The sequence below is a fragment of the Winogradskyella costae genome (assembly GCF_013403865.1).
Taxonomy (GTDB): domain Bacteria; phylum Bacteroidota; class Bacteroidia; order Flavobacteriales; family Flavobacteriaceae; genus Winogradskyella; species Winogradskyella costae.
The window spans coordinates 280567-307130 of sequence record NZ_JABFDK010000003.1 but is presented as its reverse complement, the minus strand read 5'-3'; the positions used below and the strand labels follow the sequence as shown (position 1 = coordinate 307130).

Sequence of the window (26564 nt, the reverse complement as noted above, 5' to 3'; positions counted from 1 at the left end):
TAATAGTGCTAAAAATTGGGTTGGAATTATTGACAATTTGAAGTGTTTAATGGTTTATTGAAGCAATTTTATTTACATTTGAATCATTAGATAAATAACATTTATGCCAACAATTACCAAAAGTAACATCGCTTACGATAAACGAAGTTTAAACGATCAAACGTTATTGAAACTTTATTATAATATGTTGAAGCCGCGACTAATAGAAGAGAAAATGCTCATTCTTTTACGTCAAGGAAAAATATCAAAATGGTTTTCTGGAATTGGACAAGAGGCCATTTCAGTAGGTGTAACTATGGCTTTAAAACCAAGCGAATATATTCTTCCTATGCATAGAAATCTTGGTGTTTTTACAACACGTAAGATCCCACTTCATCGTTTATTTTGTCAATGGCAAGGTAAAACAAGTGGATTTACGAAAGGTAGAGATCGCTCATTTCATTTTGGGACTCAAGAGTTTAATATTGTAGGTATGATATCTCACCTAGGCCCCCAATTAGGGGTTGCAGATGGAATCGCTTTAGGGAACCTCCTGAAGAAAAACGGCAATCTAACAGCAGTCTTTACAGGCGAAGGTGGGACTAGTGAAGGTGATTTTCATGAAGCGTTAAACGTTGCCTCCGTTTGGCAATTACCTGTTATTTTTTGTATTGAAAATAATGGTTACGGACTTTCTACACCAACTAATGAGCAATATAATTGTAAACATTTAGCAGATAGAGGTAAAGGTTATGGCATTGAATCATTTATTTTAGACGGTAATAATGTGATTGAAACCTATACTAAGGTTCAAAAATTAGCAGAAAGCATTAGAAAACGACCACGTCCGATTTTAGTAGAATTTAAAACCTTCAGACGAAGAGGTCATGAAGAAGCTAGTGGAACAAAATATGTTCCAAAAGAATTGATGGAACAATGGGAAGCAAAGGATCCTATAGAAAATTATAGGAGCTTTTTATTTAGTAAAAAGATTCTTACTCAGCAGATGGATGAAGCTTATATAAATGACATTAAATCTGAAATAGATTCAGCTTTAGAGTCGGCTTATGCTGAACCCAATATAATTCCGAGTGAAACAACTGAGTTAAATGATGTTTACAAACATTTTGATTATAAGGGATATACACATAGTAAAGAAACAAAAGAGTTGCGTTTTGTAGATGCTATTTCAGAAAGTTTAAAACAGTCCATGCGAAAGCATAAAGATCTTGTTATTATGGGACAAGATGTTGCAGAATATGGAGGTGTTTTCAAAATTACAGAAGGCTTTGTAGAAGAATTTGGAAAAGATCGTGTTAGAAATACTCCTATTTGTGAATCAGCAATTGTTGAAACGGCAATGGGGTTATCCATCTCAGGAATTAAATCGGTTGTAGAAATGCAATTCGCTGATTTTGTAACTTCTGGCTTTAATCCTGTAGTTAATTATTTGGCAAAATCGCATTATAGATGGGAACAAGAAGCCGATGTAGTGGTTAGAATGCCTTGTGGTGGTGGTGTAGCCGCAGGCCCGTTTCATTCACAAACCAACGAAGCGTGGTTTACTAAAACACCTGGGTTAAAAGTGGTATATCCAGCATTTCCTTATGATGCTAAAGGGTTGTTGGCAACAGCAATAAATGATCCTAACCCAGTGTTATTCTTTGAGCATAAAGCTTTATACAGAAGTATTCGTCAAGATGTTCCTTCTGATTATTTTACCATTCCATTTGGAAAGGCTGCGGTATTAAAAGAAGGTAAAGCGGTAACAATTATTTCTTATGGTGCTGGAGTGCATTGGGCGTTAGAAACTTTAAATAAAAACTCTGATATTTCAGCTGATTTAATTGATTTAAGAACTTTACAACCCCTAGATAAGGACGCTATTATAAACTCGGTTAAAAAGACGGGGCGTGCTATAATTTTACAAGAAGATTCTCTATTTGGAGGCATTGCTAGTGATCTTTCTGCTCTGCTAATGGAAGAGTGCTTTGAACATTTAGATGCACCTGTAAAACGTGTAGCAAGCATGGAGACTCCAATTCCGTTTATTGGTCAGTTAGAAGATCAATATTTAGCTAAACGGAAGTTTGAGAGCGCTTTATTAGAGTTATTACACTATTAGAATTAAGGATAAAGAAATATCATATATTAAAAAGAAGAGCCAGCAAATTGCTAGCTTTTCTTTTTTTGTAGGTTTTGTTGAAACAAAATTAAGATTGAATGCTCTTCGCTACAGCCTCAACGTCATCTAAAACACGTAATAAATTTCCACTCCATAGCTGTTCTATCTGTTTTTCTGTATAGCCACGTTTAACTAGTTCTAAGGTTACGTTGAATGTTTCTGAAGCATCAGACCAACCTTCGATGCCTCCTCCGCCATCAAAATCACTACTAATACCGACATGGTTAATACCAATTTTTTGAACTAAATAATCGATGTGGTTTACAAAATCTTCAACATTTACAGCTGCTGGAAAATCTTCTATTTGGTCAATTTCTTTATTAGTTATGTCCATTATCTTTTTTCTATTCTCTACAAATTCCATTTGAGCCTGATCATCCAAATTTCTAAATTCATCCCAGTCGTACCAAGTTACCCCTAAAGAATCAATAATTTTATCTCGAATGTGTTCCATAGCTGTATTACGCGCATTATATTTTTCAGTATTCAAGTATGATGTAAAAGCAACGGTTTGCACCGCACCACCGTTTTCTTTTAACCAACCTAGTTGTTCGTCGTCTAAATTTCTACTGTGGTTACATAAAGCTCTTGCAGATGAATGAGAAGCTATGATTGGAGCTTTACTTAATTCTATCATTTGTTTCATGGATTCTTTTGAAGGATGAGACACATCGATCATCATTCCCAAACGGTTCATTTCTGAAACCACTTGTTTTCCTAAATCGCTTAAACCATTATTAAGCCAAACATCGTCTGCTTCCCCAGTATTACTATCACAAAGTTGACTATGTCCATTGTGAGATAATGACATATAACGTGCCCCAAGGTTATAGAATTTTTCAACATTGCTAATGTCTAATCCAATAGGATAGCCGTTTTCTATTCCTATCATGGCTATTTTCTTTCCTTTAGCGTTTATACGCCTTACATCTTCAGAAGTTACCGCCAATTCTATGGCGTTTGGAGCAATATCTTCAACTAATTTATGAATAGCCTTAAATTTAGATATTGCATTATCATAAGCTTTTATATAACCAGTATCATTTAATGAATCTTGCCCAGTATACACAATAAACCAAGCCACATCTAATCCGCCTTTTTCCATTTTTGGAAGCGTAATTTGTGTGTCTAAATCTTGAGTATAATTAAGTGAATCGGTAAAGTTTTTGACATTGATATCACAATGTGTATCTAAAGTAATCACACGTTTATGTATGGCTTTAGCTCTAGCAACAAAATCATCTTCTTGTGAATGTTCAGATTTACAACTTGACGTAACTAAAAAAAATAGACTAAAATAGAGAATAGGTGTTTTATGCATGGTTGGTTTTATTTCTCTAAAAATAATTAGAAATTGAATCAAAAACAAACATTCTAATCGTGAGGGTTGCGTTCGAAATATGTTAATTTTTATACCAAACAAGTGAAATAGGTTTTAAAAAGGTATTAAATACTTACTTTTATGCTTCTAAAAAAATACATTTATGAGACTAAAATTACTATTCGTATTCTTATTTGCTTGCTTATTTTCTTTTGCGCAGCAAATACCAGAGGACATTAAACCACCAAGTTGGGGCCAAAAATCATTATCTGATTTGACCGCTTTTAAACTTCCTTCTTTCGATTTAAAAAAATTGCAAGAAGAAGATCTAATTAATGATCAAAACAAATCTAAGCCATGGAGATTTGGACATGATATCTATGTTGATCATAACTTTAATGATGTAGGGGAGTGGACTACATTAGAAAACGGAGACCGTATTTGGAGAATGGCATATACCTCTAGAGGAGCTTATTCATTAAACTTTATGTTTGACGTCTTTAAAATTCCAGAAGGAGCAAAACTTTATGTTTATAATAAAGAAAAAACAGACTTATTGAGACCTTTTACGCACCACAATAATAATACTGAAGAAGTTTTGGGAACGTGGTTAGTTGAAGGTAATTCTGCATATATAGAATATTATCAACCTGCAAATGTAGTTGGGGAAGCTAAAATTATAGTAGGCTCAGTTGTTCATGGGTACCGTACAGCTCAAACGTATGAAAAATCATTGGGAGATTCTGGAAACTGTAATTTTGATGTCGATTGCGATATTACGCCTGCAAGTGACCCTTATGGTTTAAATGCAGTAAAAGAAAGTATAAAAACTTCAGGAGCATTAATTTTAAGAAATGGTTCGGACTGGTGTTCTGGGACCTTAATCAATAATACTAATAATGATGGAACACCATATATCATGACAGCTAATCATTGTGGTGGTGGCGAAGGCACATGGTCCTTTAGATTTAATTGGAGAAGTCCAAATCCATCTTGTGGTACAACTACAAATAGCACTAATGGCTCATTTAACCAAACGGTTAGTGGTGCTACGCTTAGAGCAAGTAGTTCGCAGTCGGATATGGAGTTAGTGGAAATTAATGATACAAGTTTCTTTGAAAACAATTATGATCTAGTTTGGGCTGGATGGAATAGGTCAACAACCCAAGTACCTGCTGTAAGTTTTGGATTTCACCATCCAAGTGGAGATATTCAGAAGGTCTCTAGAAATGATGAAGGTGCAGTAAGAACCACAACAACATTTAATGGAAATTCTGCAGCGCAAATGTGGCGTATTAATGATTGGGAATTAGGTGTAACTGAAGGTGGATCATCTGGATCTGGTTTGTTTAATGAAACAGGTCATTTAATAGGTATGCTTTCTGGGGGTAATGCAGCATGTTCTGGCACTAATGATAACGGCGGTTTTGATATTTATGGACGATTTGGTGTCGCTTGGGATTTTGGTAGTACGTCTTCAACACGTCTTAGTGATTGGTTAGATCCTTCTAATTCTGGTGTTGAAGTATTGGATCAATATCCTGCTTTACAAACTTATGATATTGATGCAAGAGCAAGTGCCGGGGCTGGTAATGCAGCAGAGCTTTGTGGAGAAGATTTTACACCGCAAGTCACACTAATAAACTCAGGCGTTTTAGCTCTGACTTCTGCAACTGTAACCTATTCTTTAGATTCTGAAACAAGCACTGTACTAAATTGGACAGGAAATTTATTTGCTGGTGGAAGTATTGTAATTGATACACCAACATACTCTAATTTAGGATCTGGAAGTCATTCATTTAGTATAAATGTTTCTAATCCTAACGGAATTACAGATGAAAATCCATCAAATAATGATTTTGCTCTCAACTTTAATGTTTCACCAGCTTTTGCAACCTCAACTGTTGTTTTTGACCTTTTAACGGATAATTTCGGTCAAGAAACTTCATGGAGCCTAGTGAACAGTTCTGGTACAGTAGTGGATAGTAGATCTGGTGGTACTTATGGCGCTGCAACATCTTACCAAGAAACTATAACTATTCCAAATTTTAATGAGTGTTATACTTTTACAATATTTGATTCCTACGGAGATGGTATTTGTTGTAGTAATTTTACAGGTTCGGGTAACTATAGCTTATCTGATGAAAATGGGAATGAGATAATTGTTGGAAGTGAATTTACTTCAGAAGAATCTATAACATTTAATGTGCAAAATCCATTAAGTGTTAATGAATTTACTTTAGAAACCGTTATTAACATATATCCTAATCCTGTTAAAGATAATTTAAATATTGAATTAACGCATGTTAATGAAACCGTAGATTATCAAATTTATAATACCTTAGGACAGAAAATTAGCGAAGGGAGTTTAGAGCCTAATAGCACCTACAATATGAATATGTCACAGTATGAGACAGGATTATATTTTGTAAAACTTTCTACGAGCACAAATACAATAACCAAAAAGATTATTAAAAAATAAAGTTGATAATTTTTCATAAAAAAGTCAGTTTCTTTAAAAGGAAACTGACTTTTTTTTTAAAATAAAATTGGATGAATTAAAACTTAAGCTTTGATGGTGTTTAGGTCTTCATCTAAACTATTAGATGTATTCACTATTTTTGATAAAACTCTCATATTGAATGATTGATTGATTGATTGATTGATTGATGAAATTTTAAGTATTATCTATAACGTCTCTTTAGATTCCAAGCAAAGCTTTTAGTTTCTACAGAAGTACTAGATAGTTGATTGTTGTTTAAAGTTCTCATGATAAATGTGTTTTTATTGGTTATACTTAATAGACGACAAAATTCTCAATTTGTTACAGTACTATGCATAACATAATTCATTTTAAACAAAATTTGTTATTTAAGATGTATATTTATAATCATGAAAACTAAGTTATACTGTATTATAATCTGTTTTAGCTTACTTAATTGCAAGCCTGATACAGATTCTACATGTCATAAAAACACATTGAAGGTAATTGCTACAGCTTATAACTCATTAGCCTACCAAACAAGTTCTAATCCAAATATTACAGCTTTTGGAGATAGTTTAAAACCGGGATTGCGATACATTGCTGTATCACGTGATTTAATAGACTCAGGCTTAGTTCATAATACTGAAGTTAAAATTGAAGGTTTTGACAGTTTATATATGGTAAAAGACAAAATGAATCGTCGTTATAAAAATCGTATCGATATTTATATGGGTAATGATGTAAAAAAAGCTAAGAAATGGGGCAAAAAAAAACTAACTATTGAATACTGCATTCTCGCTAAAGATTCAATTTCTAATTAGTTTGTTTTAACAAAATTTCAGAGACTATAAAAGGGTAGGCTTTTTGTACATTCACTAATTCTTCCTTGCTTAACCTATCTGGGGTTTTATTATAAATTTCTTTGGCATAACGTGCTCTTAAATTATAATAAGCTTTCGTAATTTCATCTTGCACGGAAATAAAATTACTATATTTTGTTAACGCTACATGTTGTAAAGATATTACAGCAACCTTCGGGTGATCTGAGGATTCCTTTGATTGGTTACCTGTGCAAAAATTGCAACTTCCAGCTCCATTATTATCAATAAAAGTTTCTACTATTTTTTGAACATCAGCTAATTCCACAACAGCATCTTCAATCATAATTTCTTGAGTTTCATTCATTGAAATACGCAATAAATTTCGTTCGGGAATATTAGCAATACAATCAGCGGTATCACAAACAGGTGGTAATTTTCGCAAAATTCCTTTGTCTGCAGAAATAGTCGTAGTTACTAAAAAGAAAATTAGTAATAAAAAGGCAATGTCTGCCATGGATCCTGCATTGACCGATGCAGAATGTCTTCTAAATGATTTCATAATAATTGATTTAAATGTTAATGCTATGTTAATCACAATAACAGTACCACTCTTTTTAAATCTTCTCAAAAATTCATTCCATAAACCTTTACAATGTGCTATTTTTGCAAAATTAATAAAGTGCTAAATTCAATCTATGTCGTCAGAAATCAGAACTATACAACAAAAAAAAAGTGAGAAGAGTCTCTATGATTATCAAATCAAAGACCTTAATCGCATTTTTGATGTAATGAGAGATGAAGCTGATGATTTCAACCTCTTATATCAGTTACCAACAGGTGGAGGAAAAACAGTCATTTTTTCTGAAATTGTTAGACGCTATGCAGAGCAACACCAAAAGAAAGTAGTTATTCTTACACACAGAATTGAACTTTGTAAGCAAACCTCAAACGTACTTTCTGGATTTAATGTAAAGAATAAAGTTATTAATAGTAAGGTTAAAACACTTCCAGATCAAGACGATTTTCAATGTTTTGTGGCGATGGTTGAAACCTTAAATAATCGATTGTCAGACAAGGATTTCGATTTAAAAAATATTGGGTTAGTAATTATTGATGAAGCCCATTATAATTCATTTAGAAAGCTATTTAAGTTTTTTGAAAATTGCTTTATTTTAGGTGTAACTGCAACCCCATTGAGTAGTAATATAAAACTACCAATGAAAGATAATTATAATAAGTTAATTGTCGGTGATGATATTTCTACATTAATTAAGAATGGATTTCTTGCCAATGCAGATGTTCATAATTACGATGTTGGATTAACATCCTTAAAAATTGGTGTCAATGGTGATTATACGGTAAAATCATCCGAAGCCCTATATACCAACAGCCTTATGCAGTCTAAGTTATTAATGGCTTATGAAGAATTAGCAAAAGGAAAGAAAACACTTATTTTTAATAATGGAATTTATACCTCTAAAGAAGTCTACCATACCTTTAAAAAGGCAGGTTATAATGTACAGCATTTAGATAATACAACGACTAAGCAAGACCGTAAAGAAATTTTAAAATGGTTTAAACATACTCCAGATGCCGTGCTATCATCGGTAAGTATTTTAACTACAGGTTTTGATGAACCATCTGTAGAGTCTATAATTTTGAATAGAGCCACACGTTCTTTAACCTTATATTTTCAAATGATTGGTAGAGGTAGTCGAATTTATAAAGATCGAAAAACGTTTCAAGTCATAGATTTAGGAAATAACGAAGCGCGTTTCGGAGCTTGGAATCAACCGGTAGACTGGCAACACATTTTTAAACACCCAGATTACTACTTAGAAAATATAGTAGATGATGATTTATTAGAGCGCGATTTTGTTTACACCATGCCAGATTCATTAAAAGTAAAATTTAAAAAATCGTATACTTTAAACTTTGATGTAAAAGCAGAGTATAAGGAGGTCATTAGTGAAGGTAAAAAATCATTTACTGTAATAGAGCGTTCTATAGCGCAACATTCTCAAATTTGTATTGATAACAGTGAGGACGTTTATGACGCAAGAGAGCTAATTAAAGATCTTCAAGATGAAATAGCTTTTAGAATAAAACAATACTGTTATTGTATTATGAATAGTACACAAAACTATAAGGACTGGTTATTTGAAGAGTATAATAGAAAGTTAAGAATTAGTTTTAATGGAAAGTTTTAACTTTTTTTTGTAAAGATTTCTATTTTTATATCTTTATTTTGAAGCAGGTACGGTTATTGTAACTTACTACTCGAATATTTAATAATAAAAATACTAAAGTGAAAACCACTAATTTCATAGCATTTATCTTCTGCATTTTTTGCAGCATCACGGTTTCTGCCCAAGTTATTAAGGACAAAGAGAATAAATCTATTCGTATACCGGCCGAAGAATCTAAGAAGAAAACGGATTCTGCTTTAGTTAAAATTAAGGTGGCACCAATTCTAAAGAAAGAAAATGAAAAGTCTAGTGGTAGCGCTAACAAAGGCGAAGAAAAATTTGTGATCAGAGAAACCGAAAAACCATTTTCAATGACTGATGATGATGATGGTTTAAAAAGTCCAAGTGAAATTTATGAAAAACGCTGGACCAAAGAAGCTGTTAAGGGTGGTATTATTAGAACAATGTCCGATCAATTTCTTGGAGAACATCGTGTAGATACAAAATTTGTAAATATTGTTTGTAGAGACCACCAATATCCTGATGGTGACCGTGTTCAGATTTTAATAAATGGTGCAGTTGTAAAAAGTAATTTAGTGTTAACGAGTAGTTATAGAAGGGTAGAAGTCAACTTAGTAGACGGCACAAATACCGTCGATATTGTAGCTCTAAATCAAGGTGAATCAGGACCAAATACTGCTGAATTTGTTGTTTACGATGATAAAGGCAATATGATTTCTTCAAAAGAATGGAACCTTTTGACAGGTGTAAAAGCGACTATTATTTTTCAGAATGAAAAAGTTACAATTAAAGAGAAAACTCCTCAAGAAACAGCAGAAGCTTCTAATAACTAATAGGTAAAACCTCAGCAGGTTTCATAAGGCCTAATCTATAGTCTCCAATTCTTACACGTACTAATCTCAATGTGGGCAAACCTACTTTTGCTGTCATTTTTCGTACTTGTCTAAATTTTCCTTCTGTAATTGTAATGGATACCCATGATGTAACACCATGACGTTCATCACGGACAAAACGTTCTACAATATGTGATGTATCGGTTAGAATTTCAGCTTTACATGGTTTAGTTTTATACGCCTTTCCTTCAACGGAAATTTCAATACCATGTCTTAATTCTGATATTATTTTAGGGGTGATAATACCATCAACCATAACATGATATTCTTTTTCAATCTCAGAACTCGTTATATAATTGCTAAACTTACCATCTGTGGTTAATAATAATAAGCCTTCAGATTTTTCATCTAGTCTACCCACGGCCATGACGCCATTTGGAGAATGAAATAATTCACCTAAAAGCTTTTTAGATTTTCGCTTATTCTGATAATTTACAAATTGACTTAAATATCCGTAAGGCTTGTATATTTTGTAGTAGTTCTGTACTTTCATTATTACCAGAAAGTTATAAAACATTTAACGAATTTGGTTTCGCTATATTTTAGCCAAACTAATGGTGAGCGTTTAGCTTCAATCTCTTCTTGAATCAGTAGTTTAGCTGTCTTGTAAACTTGCCAAATAACATTATTATGGCAACTGACCAACCAATCTAATTTTTGAGGGATATAAAAATGTAGCTCTTTGAAAGTTGAAATGGCGCTAAACGATAGATATACACCCTTAATACAATCCTTGTTAAGCGGTTCTATCGCAATATTAGATTTATGATATGGCAAAAATAGTTGCGCTTTAAAGCAAAGTTTTTGAGAGACTTCTGCCGTGTTAAGGTTATGTTCACTAAGCTGAATACTTGTTTCACTTTTAAAAAGAAGAGGAAATTGTTTATATCGTAGTTTTTCTAACTTGTAACAAAGCGAATCATTTCGATTAGGGCCAATCCAATAGGCGAGTGGCTCGTCATAGTCCTTTAAAGTATCGTATAAATAAAACTTATACACCACTTCGAGATGGATAGGGTGATCATTTAGAAAGTATAGTGCATCTAATTCTCCAATGGTTCTTCTTTCCTTTTGAATTTGTATGTTTTCAACAATCCATTTAACTGAAGCTTGCTGTTGTAGTTGGTAAAAAACAAATTCTTCTACGAGTTTACCTAAGCGCTGATTTTTAAACTTTAGCTCATCACTAATAAGCTCAGATTCTGAGCTAAGTTTAATTTGATCAATTCCTGGTATATCAATACTCTTAAAGAGTTCGGGAGTTTTGGTATATCCTTTATAACGTAAAAGCGTGCTTTTATTCATGACGGAATAAAAGTATAACTATTTTAGATAAAGTTGCCCTTGTCCTCAGCTTTATTATCCATAGTCTTACTGTGGGATGTATGTTTAATATCAGCACTATCTACGTCAAAGTACTTAAGAACTTCAGTTACTGTGGTTATATGTGTTGTCTTTTCACCATTTATTATGATTGCTCCTTGAAATGCTTTTGGATTATTCTCTAAAATAGTGACATAATCATTGGCGTCAAATTTAGAATCATTATCTATATTTTTAATTTTTGAAAAATCTAGAAAATTATCGATTCCTATATTTAAATCAGTCGACAATTCTTGCCACTGGGTTGGGGTTGGCATTGTTTCGTTGATATTAATCATTAAAATGTCTTTCCCTGAAGCTTTTAAATAGCCTTCAAGTTGTTTTCCAAAATCAGAATCGCTCGCATATATACAATTTATCTGTTTTTTATCTCTACTAATTACTCCCATTGTGTTTCCCATTTATTAATATGTTTTCATTTTATCTTTACGTTTTTCTAATTGTCTCGATAATTCACTAACTGTTTTAGATACAGCATCGTAGAAATTATCAAATGAAGATTCCGAGAATAATCTTGGGCCTGGTGCACTTAATCTTATGCCACATATTTTTCCTGTCTGATCGCTCGTTGTATTTTCTGTTTTAAAAAAGACATCAGCCCTAACAACAAAATCAAATCGTATTAATAATGTTTCTAATTTTTCCTTAGCATGTGCTTCTAATCGCTCGCTCGTCGCAACATCGTGATATTCAAATAATATTTCCATTTTATCGTTTTTAAAAGTTTAATACAAGGTATGTATTGTTCTATTGTAGATTTAGCTTAAAAGAATTATTCCTTAACGTAATCCCTTTTTGCCGCAAAGAATACTTGTTTTCGATGTTTTGAAATCAAACAAACTCATTTTATAATAAAAATTAGATCAAAAAAAACGCAAAATCAAGTTTAGATTTCACGTTTTAAATACTAGTTAAGAAAAGTGACTATTTAATTATTAATTTCTGGATACGTTCATCTCCTGAATCGGTTTTTAACGCTACAATATAGATACCTGTGCTCAGGTGCGCTACATCTACAGATTGACTTGTAGAGTTTGTATCTAATTTTTTGGTAACCATAATACGTCCATGTAGATCATAAAGGATAAACGATGTTTGCGCGTCTAATTGACCTGTAATTTCAATGGTTCGTTTAGCTTGATTTGTTGAAATTTTTAAGATCTCAAACGTAGGGGTGTTAGTATTTAGCAGACCCGTTTCGAACCTAAGGTAAAAACGACCAAAACCAGACATCTCATTAGTTGCTGTAAATGTGTAGCTATTAATATTAAGCAGCGTAAATGTATTATTAAAAGTATCCTCTAAATAAATATGAGTGGTTTCTGGAATATCTGTTTCGGAAATAGCAATGGTAACCTCTTCACCTTGATTAGCATTAACACCTAATGCTAAAGTAACATTATTTATTGCTGTATCCCCAAGCGCTTGAATCATAAATGGCACACCTGTATTATCCTCTACTAACTGTGTATAGATTGAAAATGCAGGGGCATTGCTATTATAGAGTGCAGCGTCATAGCCAGGATCTAAACCAGAAGTCGCATTACCATTAAAGTAAATGTCAGTATAGTAGTTTGAAGCCGTAGTATTTGATTTAAGTTTCAAATAACCCACATGAGCTGAAGAAACTCCTCTTCCCAATACAAAATCATCGCTAGAACCAATAACGCGCATTTCTGGTGTAAATTCAATAGAACCACCTCCAGGCTGACTCTTTATAAAGAAACCTTGACCAGGTGCAATTAATTGTTGCGTTGTTACATTGTTGAGAACAGTCCAACCATCAGAAGCATTTCCATCATAGCCATATATAGCTTGGTATACACCACTATTCAATTGGTTTTTATTGTGAATAAAGAAAGTGTCAAAGTCAATATAAGAGGTATATGGATTACCTATTAAATTCCACCCATCAAATGAAGAACCAGATGTCGTTATCGTCCTCATTACCGCATTGGTTTCAACACCACCATAAAAGCTGAGTGTAGTGCCATACAATGCATCTTCTAAACTATCTCTTGCCGCTCTATAACCTATACCTAATTCTAGTGGAGTAGAAGCATTTGTATCTGTTTCAAAGATATTATAAACTCCTGCTATTTCATCGAATGTACCAAATAATTTTTGAGTAGTATCATTGGCATTTTCATATAAATTTGGATTGTTGTCTATTGCGAAATCACCAAAAGTTTCACCACTCACAGGTGTAGCTATTAAATCGTTTCCAGAAATACTGTTATTTGCATTTACATGTCGTTTATAGGTCACGTTTCCTACACTTGTTCCTTCAACAATTAAACTTGAATACTTATTAGATATAGAGTTTAAAACGACTTCACCATTTATGATTAAGTTCCCGGTTATGGTTAGACCACCTCCTTCATATATTTCTATTTTTCCCACAGCAGAAACAGTATAATCGTCATCAATGATTAAAGTTTCGTCAACACCAATGATTAAGTCTACACAATTTTCGGGTGCTGTGAAAACGGTGTCACCACTTAAATAAACACTTTTATAACCATCAGTAAAATCCGCATTAACTTCTACATCTTGTCCATCAGCTAGTAATCCCGTTAAGGTAATTGCTTGTGGGCTCTCTGTAATAGGAAAGTTTTGACCGTTTACCACTAAATAGCCAGTAGTAGGAGCATTGGTATAGGTTACAATTAAATCTTGAGAATATGTATTGGTGTTTGCGTCACATGCCGATTGTTGAAGCCCGGCTACAACACTATCTATAGTTGTTTTGGTCTGGTATGGTAAAAACTGAAATAATGTAGCTTTAGTTTGAGTATTAACATCATTGTAGTAAGGATTTCCTGGGTTGTGATCTCCTACGCCTGAGTTTCCTCCTCTTCCTCTTAAGTGAATGCTAACCAGGTCATTGATTCCGTCGCTATATAACACGACTTTAATAGCTTCCGCAAAAATAGGTGTTTGAGTAGAACCTCCCCATTGATAAATTCCAGATTTTATCCAACCTCCCTTGCCTTGGTCTAAAGTTATCCAATTACCTTCTCTTAAATAACTAACACGCCACATTGTATCTGTCTGTGGTTGGCTACTGTAGGCACCTCCAATAGTTATGTAATTCACAAATTTTGGATTTGGCCATTCTACATTTAAAAAGAATCCATTGGTTTCATCAACAGTACCAGCATTAGATTGGTATGGCCATCCATATTCCGCATATTGTGAATATGTTTTGTAAGCGTGGATCATTGGATCGTATAAAATTTCATTTGGTGCACCTCTCCCTACATCTGCATTAGGACCAACGGTTCCTGTAACTACAGCTGATGGTAATAATGCTAAATTACTCATAGGATTGGGATTATTGGTAATGTCTATAAGATCCGTGTCTAATTGGTTTATCCACGTCTCAATTAAATTTATACCAAGATTATCTAGTTCTAATTTAGCTAGAGGAGGCATCATAATGGACTGGTCTATACTATTAATTTTATGATATAATATAGATTTTGAAGCATCACCTGGATAAATAATTTTTTCATCAGGATCAACATCTAATGGACTTAGTATTCCTGTTGTTAATATTCCTGTAGCTTCTAAGCTATTATAAAAACGCAAATCAAAATTGGTTCTTATAGTATTGTCCAATCTGTGGCAATACGCGCAATTTAAATCTAAATAAGAACGTGCTCTATCATCTAATGTAGCTGTAGGATCTTCAATTGATTTATTTGTTACAATACTTTCTGTATCTGGGTCAGTTATAGATTGGTCAATAATACCCAAATGACTTAAAGTTACCAGCTGGTTTCTTTCTAATCCTGTTTCCTCATAAGTATAATCTGTATTTAAGTATCTTGTCTTTAACCCTAGATTACCTTTATTTACATCATTATGGCAGGTTATACACTCTGTATTTGATGGGAAGTGCCAAATTTGAGTTCTGGTGCCGCCTAAGTTATCTGTTGAAATAGTTACAGGTTCATTTAAACTCGTTTTTTGAAGTACAGCGTCTGTTTGGGCGTCATTCCAATTATATGTTAGAAAATACCAACCACCATCTTTATCGACAATAGAAAATCGGGTTTCAATTTTTTTAGTAATTGAAGGATCTGTATCGTCCACTGGTAAATTAAACTGTTTGATAATAACCGTTCCAGGAGGAAATTCCCAATCATTATATTCAGAATATTTTATTTGCTCATTAGGACCGCTATGCAATCCATCGTTATTAGGAACTGCAATCCAACGTTTTTTTAAAGCGCCATCGGACCAAAATGATTCATATAACTCATAAGGAACAATGCCATCTATAACCTCTAAAGTTGATAAATTAGAGAACACTCCTGTATCCGATAATAATTGTGGCATCGTAATATAGCCATCGTCAACACCTTCTATAAGCTTATGAATATTTCGGTTATTACCATGACGAAGAAGATAGAGCTCCCCGTCTTTATCTTCACCAAATGAGATAACATTTTGTAAGATTGATATCTGTTCGTAATCCCCTGTGATTATATTAACAGTGAAAATTCCATTTCTAGTATAATCTGCGCATACATACTCTCCATATAAATCAGGAATTGAGGATCCTCTATAAACAAATCCACCCGCTAGAGCCCTAGCATCATTTCTCGAAAATTCTGTTAATGGTTCTTCATGTGGCATACCGTCTAACATAGAAGCACAGTTTGTATTACGAAACCCAAATCCTTCATATATAGGCCAACCATAATTGGCTCCTTTTTTTAAAATATTTACTTCTTCGTGACTATTTAAACCCACGTCACCTATATAGAATTGACCAGTAACGCGATCTTTAGTCATTCTAAAAGGATTTCTTAATCCTATACTATAATATTCTTCGTAACGTGATCCATCAGGACTTAAAAATGGATTATCATTTGGTATCCAATAATTAATTCCTGAAGATTCCTCGGCAAAACCTACATTTTGTTTTTTTCTAATTGGTGCATGACTCTTAGTTGGATCTTTATCTACATCTATTCTAAAAGCACCTCCATTTAGATTATCAGTCATATCTTGTGCTCTTCGCCAAGACGCTTGATCTCCTATCGTTAAATATAAAAATCCGTCATCACCAAAGTCCATACCACCACCATAGTGGGTTGTTCCATACATTCTTATATCAAAAAGATTTGTTCTAGAGCCTAAAATAAAAGATAAATTAGTTGGATTAACTTCAAAACGTTCTAGAATTAATGAGTTGCCTTGATATTCATTTCTATCTTCACTAAACGTACAACCCTGACCAGTATGAGATCCAACTGCTGGACTATTTTGTCCAGCGCTATTTTTGGACGTATAATAAACATAGATATAGTTTTTAGGATTTAGTGCGGCATTAAAATCAGGGTGTAAAGCTAATCCAAGAAAACCACCGTCATGAACGATTCCAACTTCATCTTTTAAATCCACTAACAGGTTTTTCACTAAGGTTGTTTCATCATCATCAAACCAATATATTTCACCATCGAGCTGTGCAACAATAATTCTATTTTGTTGAGGAACGGGCTTAAACACAATAGGAGAGTTGAAGAATAAATTAGGATAAGCAATTCTATGTGCTATTGATAAGTCGATACTAGCTTCATCAGGAAAAGCTAAATTTGCATACGGTCCAATCGTTCCATGATCTTGTAGTGTTAAACCAGAGCCTTCTCCGTTGAAGTAAGGGAAGGCTCCAAACAATAACATAGATCCAAAAATTATTATAGTTGATCTTATCTTAAATGATTTGGATTTAATAAATAAAAACGCAGATCCAAACGTTTCCTTATGGAAATAATTTTTCATTGTTAAGATATATGATTAGTAGCATAGTAAACATACTAATTAATAATCTTAAAAGTTAATAATTTCGTTATATGTATTAGTTAATCCGTTAAAGCATAAGGACTACATAATGAGTTGGTTACAGTTAATGTTGTAAATTATTGAATGGGATTTTTATAAACAATCGTTTGTAACTATTTTATATTAAAATTATATTTTAATGTATTATTACCTTGTAAAAGGAAATAAAACCTATCTGTAATAACTTTGGCTCGTTCCTTTTGTACATGAGCAATTGCTAGCACCTTGAAGAAAATCTAATCCAATAGTGACCATATGCGTCCCTGTGTTAAAACCAGATAAATCATTTAATGTTAACTGATATGAATACGCAAAAAAGAACTGGTTAAATGTAATACCAGCCATTGGTCCAATATTTAATGGCTTCATAAATTGATCATTAAGGAAACGATAAGAAGCCCCTACAAAATAATAATCTCCTTTTCTATCAAATTTTCTAAATTTAAAATTGATATCAGTACTAGATCGTCTATCACTATCAAACATTTGATAAAAAACAGAAGGTTCAAATTCTACATCTTTGTTGTTTTTGTTTTTAATAACTACACCAGTGTATAATTGATAATTTAATAGTCTACTTGGTTCTAACCCTAGAAAGCCATCAGTATCCTTTTTTACAATATTGTTAGCATTAAAACTTAGATAAAATGCTTTCCATCGGTATAGTACCCCTGCATCAAAATTGTTATTCGATACCCCTCGGTCGTCCGTAATAGCAGGATCTATTGTCGGAATATCATAAGTGGTATTAAAGTTTTCTATATCAAGTCTAAAACTATTAATATTATAAGATAATCCAAAAGACAAAAATTGTTTGGTCTTGTAATCTAATGTTAAATGGTGCGCAAAAGAAATCTTAACTCCCTTCTGACTTGTATTTCCATTCTTATCATTATAGGCTGATATACCAACTCCGGTACGATTCGATATTCTAAAATCAGCATAGACAGATTGATTGTCTGGCGCATTTTTAATTCCAACCCATTGTGTTAATCCATTTGCTCTAATTTTTAGATTATCTCCAATTCCTGCATAAGTCGGAGAAATTACAAAATCGTTATCTGCCAAATATTGTGTAAATACCGGTAGATTTAATTCTTGGCCATAACCGTTTACGAAGACCAAAAAAAGAATATATAGTGCGAATTTTTTCATAATGTTATCTTTTTAATATTCTGTCTTTTATCTGTATAATGTAAAATGTCCAACAAATTCTTTATCGTGTGTGGCGTCATTAGTTTGAACTACAAACCAATAATCACCAGAAGGTAATTCTCTTCCCTTATACTTTCCATCCCAAACTTCACCAACATGGTATGTTGCTACTTTACGACCATAACGGTCAAAAATATCGAAGGTTAGATTTGGATAATTCTCAGTACAACCTGGTGCCCAAGTATCAAATTCACCATCTCCATTTGGTGTAAACCAATTAGGAATACAGATTTCTTGAAACTCTAATTCTATTTGTAAAGAGGCATAACAACCACTACTATCCATTACTCTAATAGTATATAAGCCTGATTCAAAAATGAAGAATGAATTTTCATTTCCATAATCCTCATCGTTAATAGTGAATTGATAATCATCAGCACCTCCAGTAGCATTTATGATATATTCATTTAGTCCACCCTCAGTAAGAGTTAAGGTTACGGGATCTGCCATTTCAATATCGAAGAATTCAGTTGTCTGAATACATCCATTTGTATGTCTAACATCTATAAAATGATCGATTCCTACTGGTACATTTATAAATGTATTACTTGATTGGTAAGGACCACCGTTTAATGAATAATCTAGTTGCGTAAGATCTTCAATAGAGGCATCCACTGTTACTGTTATACGATTACCTTGTATATTGTTTTCACAAATACTTTCGATTATTATTTCTGGTAAAATGGTAACAGATTCTGGGAATGTAATATTCCATTCAGACTCACAACCTGCAGCATCTCTAACAAATACAATATGATCACCACCTTCTAAATTTGTAAAATCAAATTCATTTTGTGCAGCACTTCCTGTTGTATAAACACCATCATAATCATCTAAACTCACGCTATAAGGAAGTGTTCCTCCTGAGATAGCAATACTAAATTCTCCATCTAAATTTCCTGAACATACTTCTGGGAAGAATGAACCTGGAACTATACTCAATACGACTTGCTCAGGCTCTGTGATGGTAACATCAAATCTTAAGTAACACCCGGACTCATCCATTACAATGATATCATAATCCCCAGGTGCTAAATTCTCAAAAGTATTAGTTTCAAAAAATTGGTTTGACTGTGGTGAGATAGCATACTTAATAACTCCTGTACCACCTGATGCAGTTATTTCAACCGAACCATTATTATTACCGGCACAGCTTACATTATTTACAACTAGAGTCGCTTCAATTGGTGTCGCAGGTTCTGTAATACTTATTGGAGTAGACGTCACATCACAATCACCGCTTTCTACAAGAACAACATAATCACCAGCATAAAGTTCAGTAAAGAATCCAGGACTAGGTTGCGTCGCAGTAACAATATTTCCTAAATCATCTTGTAAAGTGTAAGAATAGTTGCCTAAGCCCCCAGTTGCATTAGCAGAAATAGAACCGTTATTATCACCAGAACAATTAATAAATAAGTTAGAAGCTTCTAAAGTTACCTCTAATGGAAGTAAAGGATCAACAGTAATTTCATTAGATACGTTAGTAACACAACCGTTAGCGTCTTGTACAAAATATGAGTACGTACCATCCGGAACAGAAAATGTAGTTGATGTTGTAAACGTTCCTATTATTGGTGCAAACGAAGCATTCTCGCTATATGAATAAGATCCTGTGCCACCAGTTGCACTCAATGTTAATGTAGATTCAGTTAAGCAGGTTTGTGTTGTCGTTCTTACTAAACTAGCTTCAATTGGTAAAGGCTCTGTAATCACAATATTTATTGAAGTAAACTCACAATAAAACCCATCTGTAATTCTTACAAAGTAAGTCCCAGGTCCTAGGTTTTCAAACACATTAGATGTTTGTGGACCAGAAACACTTGGGGTTGGTAACACAGTGTTTAAGGTATATGTATAATTTGTGCCTTGTCCACCAGTTACATTTGTTATTGTTATACTCGCATCTTGATCCCCAAAACAAGATAAAACTGTTGTGCTTGGCGTAAATGTTGCTGCGATTGGATCTGGGGTTTCTAATGTAATCGTTTCTGAAGCAATACAACCGCTTGCATCTCTAACGTTTACCGTATAAGTTCCTGCAGATAAATCAGTAAATGAACCATTATTAGAATAAGCCACCGTTGCAGCACCTGTTAATTCATATTCTAAATCTCCCCAACCACCAGTTGCGATTGCAGTTATTGTACCTTCATTATCATTACACGTTACATTTGATGTTTCTGAGACATCTAGAGAAATCGCATTTGTTGGAGATGCAATAGTTACATTCGCTGTGGCAGAACAGAGTGGAATATCTGTTTCAGTAATCTCTACTGAGAATGTTCCTGCGCTCATTCCTGTAACTATTTCAGGATTAATAGAGGTGTTTGCAGTCATAGTCCCTGTTAATGATGTTCCTAAGCTATCAAATACTTCATAAGTATAAGCTCCTGTATAATTTGCAATATTAATTTCGAATGATCCCGAATTATCTCCGAAACAAGTAATGTTAGTTGGACTTAATGTTACTGTAGGAAGTATAGCTTCGGCAACTGAAATAGATACTTCTTCGGTACATAAAGTTACTGTGTCGGTAATGGTAATAGTATACATTCCTGATGGTACACCTGAAAATACATCTCCAGCAAAACTAATTGAAGCAGGACTAGGTGAAATACCATAAGTATAAGATCCAGATCCACCAATAGTAGTCATTGTAATTTCACCATCATCATCATTACATGTTGGCAAAGCTGTTACTTCTGGTATTATTGTTATTGGAGCAACAATATCTACTGAAACAGTGTTACCACAACCGTTAACGTCATTTATCGCTATAGTATGGGTACCTGAGTATAAATTTGAAAGAGTAAATGGTAATGTTTGTGTTTGAAAAGCACCACCATTTATGCTAATACTATAAGGTGGTGTACCAACAGTATCTAATGTTACATCAACTTCATAAGCACCCTCCGCAACAGTACATTGATTATTTAAAGTTGCAGAAATAGCTGGAGTAGGATCCGTATCTATAACTAAAACAGGACTTGTAACAATACAATTATAGGCATCCTTAACATGAACATAATAACTTCCGGCATCGCTATTAAATGTACTTGAACTATTCCAAGATGCATCAGTAGGAAGTGGGGTAGTAGGAGTTGTTGTGATTTGATATTGATATGGAGGTGTTCCATTTGAAGCCACTGCGCTAATAACGCCAGAGTTAGGGGCACAGTTTGCATTTTGATCAACTGAAGCATCTAACTCTAAAAGAAAAGCAGATTCCGTAATATTAAATGGCACTGTAATTATACCACAACCAGCGTTAGGTCCTGAGGTCTCACGAATTGATACAAAGTAGTTACCAAATGGAAGTGGTCCATAATCTAATATATTTAATGATCCATTTGCAGGTAAAGCAGCAGAATCACTAATTCCTGTAGATGATAAACTTAAAGTATTGAAAATTTCATAAGTGATAGAAACAGGACTTCCGTATGTGCTAGTTACAGTAAATGAAACATTACCATCGGCACTTCCTGTACATGTAATATTGTTAGAACTAACCGCTGTTGCTGTTAATGTAGAATTTGTAGGTATTGGAATTGTTGAAGGTTCATAATAACTACAAAGTGTAGAGGCATCGTATACAATAAATGTATATATCGCACCAGGAATTAAGTCTGTAAATGTAGCAGATTCGCTACCAGGAGCATCTTCACTTAGCCATGTCCCTGCAGGGTATACCGTACCTGGACCTTCGTATATACTAAAGAAAAATGGTCCCGCACTCGTTAAGGTTGAACCGATACTAACTACAGCTTCTCCGCCTGTTGAACAATCAACGTTAGTTTCTATATCAATATCTAAATCAGTTGGAGGCGATGCTACTAATACATCTTGAACTAAAATAGAACAACCATTGGTATCAACAACATTAATTTGATAAAGTCCAAAATCAACCACATCAAAACTAACAGATGTTGAGCCGATATTATTAAATTCAGAATTAGAATACCCATTGGTACCTGTAACAAAATAGTTATAAGGAGGTGTTCCACCTGTTACAGAGTTTATAATCACTGACCCTTGAGATATTCCACCAGAACCACATGTTATATCAATAGTTTCATAATCTACTACTATCGCATCTGGTTCGTCAATGGTTATGATCTCGGTCGCTGTACACATTTTTGAATCTGTAACAGTAACAGTATATATTCCTGCTGGTAAACTAGATGTTTGTGTACCATAATCGGTTCCTGTGCTATCACTTACATTTATTACAAATGGAGGTGTACCTACAGTCGTATCGATAGTAACATCAATAGCACCATTAGTATTCCCATTACATAAGATCTCTTGTGATTGCACAACTAAACTTAAAGCTGGTAAGGATATAGGAGTTACAGTAAATACCGAGGATTCAGCCGAACAACCATTTGCATCTGTAATTTGAAGTTGATATGTTCCGGCAGTAGCGGCACTATAAGTAAATGGCGTTCCGGTTGTACCTAAATCGGTATAAGCACCTCCGTTTATAGAAACTGCATATGTGTAAGGTGCAGCACCTGTAACCGTTCCTGTTATTATCGCATCTGGTGATGCAGCACAATCTAAGTCTTTTGTCAATACAGCAGATAAAGTTGGTGATGGAGTAGGAACAATCGTATATGATTCGCTATAAACACAATCATTTTCATCGGTAACTTGAAATGTATATGTTCCTGGTTCTAAACCTGAAAAATCAGTAGATGTTTGATAAGCAGTTACAGCAGAAGCAGGTGCTGTAATTTGATATTCTAATATGCCTACGCCACCAGTTGATCCTGTAATTGAAATCGTGGCTGTATTAGAAGGACAAGACACTGGTGAATTACTAAACGTTAAATCAGTTGGTGGATTTAATTCTTCAACTGTGATTTCATCTTGTGCAGAAGCACAACCAGTTACATCCATTACAATCACCGTATATGTTCCTGCTGATAGATTACTGAAATTAGCATTATTCTGAAATGTTACACCATCAATACTATAAGTGTAAGGTGCTTGTCCGCCGGTAACATTTGTTACGGCTATTGTTCCTGTTGAAAGACACGTATATGGAGCAGACAATTCTACAGTGCCAATAATCGCTGGTGCGGAATCAATTGAAACAGTTTGTGGACTTGATTCACAAACATCAGCGCCAGAGGTGTATTCTACAACAACTTCATAATTTCCGATAGATAAGCCTGTAAACACGTTTGAACTAACGAATGTAGCTCCACCGTCAATACTATAAGCAATACTACTACCATTAGGATTGGTAACATCAACTGTTAAAATTCCTGTCCCATCAGAACCCGCACACGCAATATCAGTTGTGTTTACAGTAAAATCTGGACCAGTAATAGCATCAACATTTATAGTAACATCTGTACTACAGTTATTAGAATCTGTGACAACAACATTATAAACTCCGGTTGTGCTCACTGTAATTTGCGGTGTAGGCTGAAAATCTGTGGCTCCATTTACAAAGTAATAATAAGGAGGCGTTCCGCCTACAGGATAAACTGTAATCTCACCATCAGAACAATTTAAAGGACTTGTTAAAGCTATTGTTGCTGTTAATATAGGTGGTTCCGTTATTGTAATATCTTCAGTGAAAATACACCCATTTTCAGATTCAATAGTTGCTGTATACGTTCCTGGATTTAAATTTTGAAAGGTGTAATTATTATCTATAATAGGACCAACTGTATTCACTGTGGTCGCACCTTGAGAAAGCGTAAATACGTATTGTGGATCAGCATCATTAGCAGATAAATGTATACTGCCTTTATCTCCATGACACAATGGTTGGGTAATAGTCGTAGTACCTGTAAATTCTCTATCTCTAATTTGAACACTAGGAACAGTAAACACACAAGGGTTTGTTGTTAAATCTAACTGTCTTACATAGATAGTATATGTTCCTGCCGTATCAATTGAGAAGATATTGCTATTTTGGAAATTCGTTCCATCTATACTGTATTCGTAACCAGAAGGCACATTATTAACTGTAATACTTCCGTTAGTTTCACATATAATATCGGTTGAATTAACCGTTGGATTTAACTCATTTTTATATACATTAAAATAAAACTGAACATTACATCCACCAGGGTAATTTATTGTAATTCTGTATTGTCCTGCTGTATCAACTAACAATCCAGATTCACTAGGTATGGCATTCCATGTACATGAAGGACTTTCATTGGCACAATCTGAATTTGAAACCGCGTCGCAACTTGTTTCATCTAGAACTTCCCAAATAATTGAAGTAGAATCGGATACATTTGTTTGAATAAATCTTATATCGTCAGCGCCACATAGAAATATATTAGGTAATAATTTACCATCGTTAGGACATGTAACAACTTCATCCGCGTAAGGAATTGCAGGATTTGTTGTGTTTGAACCAAAAAGTTGCACATTAAATTGCTGCACAATAGATTGACATGGAGCCACAGCAGTATTATAAGAATAATATGTACCTGTTTCAGTAACGGTAATCGATTGAGAATTTCCTATCACAGGAACTCCCGTAGGACTTGTAGACCATGCATAAGAATCATAACCATTAGCTGCTGTTAATTCTACACTATCTCCACAAAGAATTTCATCGTATTCAAAAGTACAGTCAAGATCAGCTAAGAAGTTTGTCGCTTGAGGTGAAATTAAACACCCCGTATTACTGCTCAAACTTGGATCATCCGTAATCGTAAAATCTGGATTTATTGTCCCTTGATATGTAGCAAAAGCTTGGTTATTAACAATATTAGAACAAGCATCTTCTAATTGCCCACAATCATCAACCACTTGTACTTCTATTCTAATTTCATATACAGGGTCATTCTCTTGAACAAGTGAATTATCTATATCTAAAATAAGTTCTCGTGTCGCTGCATCATAACTTTGTACCGTAACACCACTCGGTAGAACCAAATCTGTTGGGTGATTATAGATAATATTTATAGGTAGAATATCTCTAATTGTAAAGTTTGTAGCGTCATCATTACCTGTATTCTGAAACCCAATAACATAGTTTAAAGAGGATCCTAAACCTACAAGCTGACCACCAATATCATTTCCTAAGTCGTCTTCAACTATTTTTGTTAATACTATATTTGGAGCTATAATCTCAATGGCAAAAGCACTAAAATAATAATAATAGATATCTAAATTACTTCCTAAACTAATATTTGCTGAGGTCGCATTATTGGCAATTAATGAATTCCCTGGATTTGGTATATTAATAATACCGGCATCAAACCCTAAAGTGTTCGAACTATTTGGAGTTCTATTGGTAAACAATTCAGAAGTATTTGTTAGAGGGTTAATATCGGAAACAGAACTATTAAAAAAGTTATTACCCGGACGAATAGTAGTACCTGCATTATTAGTCGCACTAATTGTAGTTCCATTAAGTCTTAAATAATCTCCTGTGTAACCTCTATCTCCTTCAATAGTACTAAATGCAAATTTAGCACGTACAGGACCTGTTGGTATAGTTGTAAAACCACTAACAGGGAAAGTTTCATTTATAGAACTAGTAATTTTAGTAAACCCATCAAAAGAAGTGATGTACTTACTAGGTAAAAGTGGATCTTCATAAACCACGAATAAAGACCACCCTGCAGATAACCCTTCTGAATTTGGTTTTGGACCAACTAGAGATGAAATATTAGCGACAGAATAGGTGCCTTCTGGGTCAGGTAAAGCTGTAAGCATGTCCGTAACATCATGGTAATAGGCATAGGTGTTAGATCTGTTATTATTTGAAGCATTTTGATAGTAAATTTCAGTTCCTGTTATATCTTGATAAGAACCTCCTGGGACTTTAAATTTTATATCAGATTTTGGTTCATCACCATCAACAACCGCACTCCAATATAATCCCGCATAAACAATGACATAACAGCTATCATCACTTGGCACATCTAAATCGGCACTACTAGAGTTAAATGTACTCGCATCTCCATCTATATCTACATATACCGCTGCGTTTACTCCGTCATTAGTAGAGTTTCCATTGTAAGGATTAGAAACATGTAATCCCACATTACTGTTTCCTATTAAAAGGATGTCTCCTTTGATGGCTTGGTCGTACCGAGGTGAAAACGGCACAAGATTTTGTGCGGATATTTGCTGTCCCAAAATGAGAAACAAAACAATTACAACTATTCTAGAAAAAGTAGGTTTTTTCATGGTGACTTCTTTAAATTAATCACTTTATTTCTTGGGGC

At 33.9% G+C, this 26564-nt stretch carries 14 protein-coding genes; 5 read left to right on the top strand and 9 right to left on the bottom strand.

Translation table 11 applies throughout. The annotated features are described in order from the left end of the window. Positions 1-103 precede the first annotated feature (103 nt). Positions 104-2104: an alpha-ketoacid dehydrogenase subunit alpha/beta gene (locus HM986_RS10080; protein ID WP_179334962.1), complete on the top strand. Its 2001-nt coding sequence runs from the start codon at positions 104-106 to the stop codon at positions 2102-2104. Between the two features lie 88 nt (positions 2105-2192). Here the strand turns inward: HM986_RS10080 and HM986_RS10075 are convergent, their stop codons facing one another. Continuing rightward, positions 2193-3485 (bottom strand): dipeptidase, encoded by a 1293-nt coding sequence (locus HM986_RS10075; RefSeq protein ID WP_179334961.1) that lies wholly within the window; start codon positions 3483-3485, stop codon positions 2193-2195. Between the two features lie 163 nt (positions 3486-3648). Between HM986_RS10075 and HM986_RS10070 the strand changes: the two genes are divergently transcribed. Next, entirely contained in the window at positions 3649-5967 is a 2319-nt protein-coding gene (locus HM986_RS10070) for a T9SS type A sorting domain-containing protein (RefSeq protein ID WP_179334960.1), read from the top strand. Positions 5968-6377: 410 nt separating this feature from the next. Next, positions 6378-6791: a 3D domain-containing protein gene (locus tag HM986_RS10065; RefSeq protein WP_179334959.1), complete on the top strand. Its 414-nt coding sequence runs from the start codon at positions 6378-6380 to the stop codon at positions 6789-6791. On the opposite strand, the gene HM986_RS10060 is transcribed toward HM986_RS10065, so the two are convergent. Further along, positions 6784-7350, bottom strand: a complete 567-nt coding sequence (locus HM986_RS10060) for an ExbD/TolR family protein (protein WP_179334958.1) — start codon at positions 7348-7350, stop codon at positions 6784-6786. The genes HM986_RS10065 and HM986_RS10060 overlap by 8 nt on opposite strands. Before the next feature lie 136 nt (positions 7351-7486). Here HM986_RS10060 and HM986_RS10055 point away from each other — a divergent pair, with 136 nt between their 5' ends. Together HM986_RS10055 and HM986_RS10050 are read left to right on the top strand one after the other, a co-directional pair. Further along, positions 7487-9001 (top strand): DEAD/DEAH box helicase, encoded by a 1515-nt coding sequence (locus HM986_RS10055; protein WP_179334957.1) that lies wholly within the window; start codon positions 7487-7489, stop codon positions 8999-9001. A gap of 98 nt (positions 9002-9099) precedes the next feature. Then, a complete protein-coding gene (locus HM986_RS10050) occupies positions 9100-9834 on the top strand; it encodes a hypothetical protein (protein WP_179334956.1) in 735 nt (244 codons plus the stop codon). On the opposite strand, the gene HM986_RS10045 is transcribed toward HM986_RS10050, so the two are convergent. From HM986_RS10045 to HM986_RS10015, 7 genes are all read right to left on the bottom strand, one after another. Continuing rightward, positions 9824-10387: a pseudouridine synthase gene (locus HM986_RS10045; RefSeq protein WP_179334955.1), complete on the bottom strand. Its 564-nt coding sequence runs from the start codon at positions 10385-10387 to the stop codon at positions 9824-9826. The genes HM986_RS10050 and HM986_RS10045 overlap by 11 nt on opposite strands. Positions 10388-10389: 2 nt before the next feature. Then, positions 10390-11199, bottom strand: coding sequence for a DUF1853 family protein (locus tag HM986_RS10040; RefSeq protein WP_179334954.1), 810 nt, complete (start codon positions 11197-11199; stop codon positions 10390-10392). 23 nt (positions 11200-11222) lie between these two features. Then, the gene (locus HM986_RS10035; RefSeq protein WP_179334953.1) at positions 11223-11678 is read right to left on the bottom strand and encodes an arsenate reductase family protein; all 456 of its coding nucleotides are present in this window, start codon (positions 11676-11678) and stop codon (positions 11223-11225) included. A gap of 3 nt (positions 11679-11681) precedes the next feature. Next, positions 11682-11984, bottom strand: a complete 303-nt coding sequence (gene hpf / locus HM986_RS10030) for a ribosome hibernation-promoting factor, HPF/YfiA family (RefSeq protein ID WP_179334952.1) — start codon at positions 11982-11984, stop codon at positions 11682-11684. 217 nt (positions 11985-12201) lie between these two features. Beyond that, positions 12202-17073 carry a PQQ-dependent sugar dehydrogenase gene (locus HM986_RS10025; RefSeq protein ID WP_179334951.1) on the bottom strand — a complete coding sequence of 1624 codons (4872 nt, stop codon included), beginning with the start codon at positions 17071-17073 and terminating at the stop codon, positions 12202-12204. Between the two features lie 231 nt (positions 17074-17304). Continuing rightward, complete coding sequence (locus HM986_RS10020) at positions 17305-18288, bottom strand: PorP/SprF family type IX secretion system membrane protein (protein ID WP_179334950.1); 984 nt, start codon at positions 18286-18288, stop codon at positions 17305-17307. 27 nt (positions 18289-18315) lie between these two features. Beyond that, positions 18316-26526, bottom strand: coding sequence for a T9SS type B sorting domain-containing protein (locus HM986_RS10015; RefSeq protein ID WP_179334949.1), 8211 nt, complete (start codon positions 26524-26526; stop codon positions 18316-18318). Positions 26527-26564: the final 38 nt, after the last annotated feature.

What these genes read in the sequence shown, in the direction of transcription:
- HM986_RS10080 (WP_179334962.1), top strand. Translation starts at nt 104, where the DNA reads ATGCCAACAATTACCAAAAGTAACATCGCTTACGATAAACGAAGTTTA.
- HM986_RS10075 (WP_179334961.1), bottom strand. Translation starts at nt 3,485, where the DNA reads ATGCATAAAACACCTATTCTCTATTTTAGTCTATTTTTTTTAGTTACG.
- HM986_RS10070 (WP_179334960.1), top strand. Translation starts at nt 3,649, where the DNA reads ATGAGACTAAAATTACTATTCGTATTCTTATTTGCTTGCTTATTTTCT.
- HM986_RS10065 (WP_179334959.1), top strand. Translation starts at nt 6,378, where the DNA reads ATGAAAACTAAGTTATACTGTATTATAATCTGTTTTAGCTTACTTAAT.
- HM986_RS10060 (WP_179334958.1), bottom strand. Translation starts at nt 7,350, where the DNA reads ATGAAATCATTTAGAAGACATTCTGCATCGGTCAATGCAGGATCCATG.
- HM986_RS10055 (WP_179334957.1), top strand. Translation starts at nt 7,487, where the DNA reads ATGTCGTCAGAAATCAGAACTATACAACAAAAAAAAAGTGAGAAGAGT.
- HM986_RS10045 (WP_179334955.1), bottom strand. Translation starts at nt 10,387, where the DNA reads ATGAAAGTACAGAACTACTACAAAATATACAAGCCTTACGGATATTTA.
- HM986_RS10040 (WP_179334954.1), bottom strand. Translation starts at nt 11,199, where the DNA reads ATGAATAAAAGCACGCTTTTACGTTATAAAGGATATACCAAAACTCCC.
- HM986_RS10035 (WP_179334953.1), bottom strand. Translation starts at nt 11,678, where the DNA reads ATGGGAAACACAATGGGAGTAATTAGTAGAGATAAAAAACAGATAAAT.
- hpf (WP_179334952.1), bottom strand. Translation starts at nt 11,984, where the DNA reads ATGGAAATATTATTTGAATATCACGATGTTGCGACGAGCGAGCGATTA.
- HM986_RS10025 (WP_179334951.1), bottom strand. Translation starts at nt 17,073, where the DNA reads ATGAAAAATTATTTCCATAAGGAAACGTTTGGATCTGCGTTTTTATTT.
- HM986_RS10020 (WP_179334950.1), bottom strand. Translation starts at nt 18,288, where the DNA reads ATGAAAAAATTCGCACTATATATTCTTTTTTTGGTCTTCGTAAACGGT.
- HM986_RS10015 (WP_179334949.1), bottom strand. Translation starts at nt 26,526, where the DNA reads ATGAAAAAACCTACTTTTTCTAGAATAGTTGTAATTGTTTTGTTTCTC.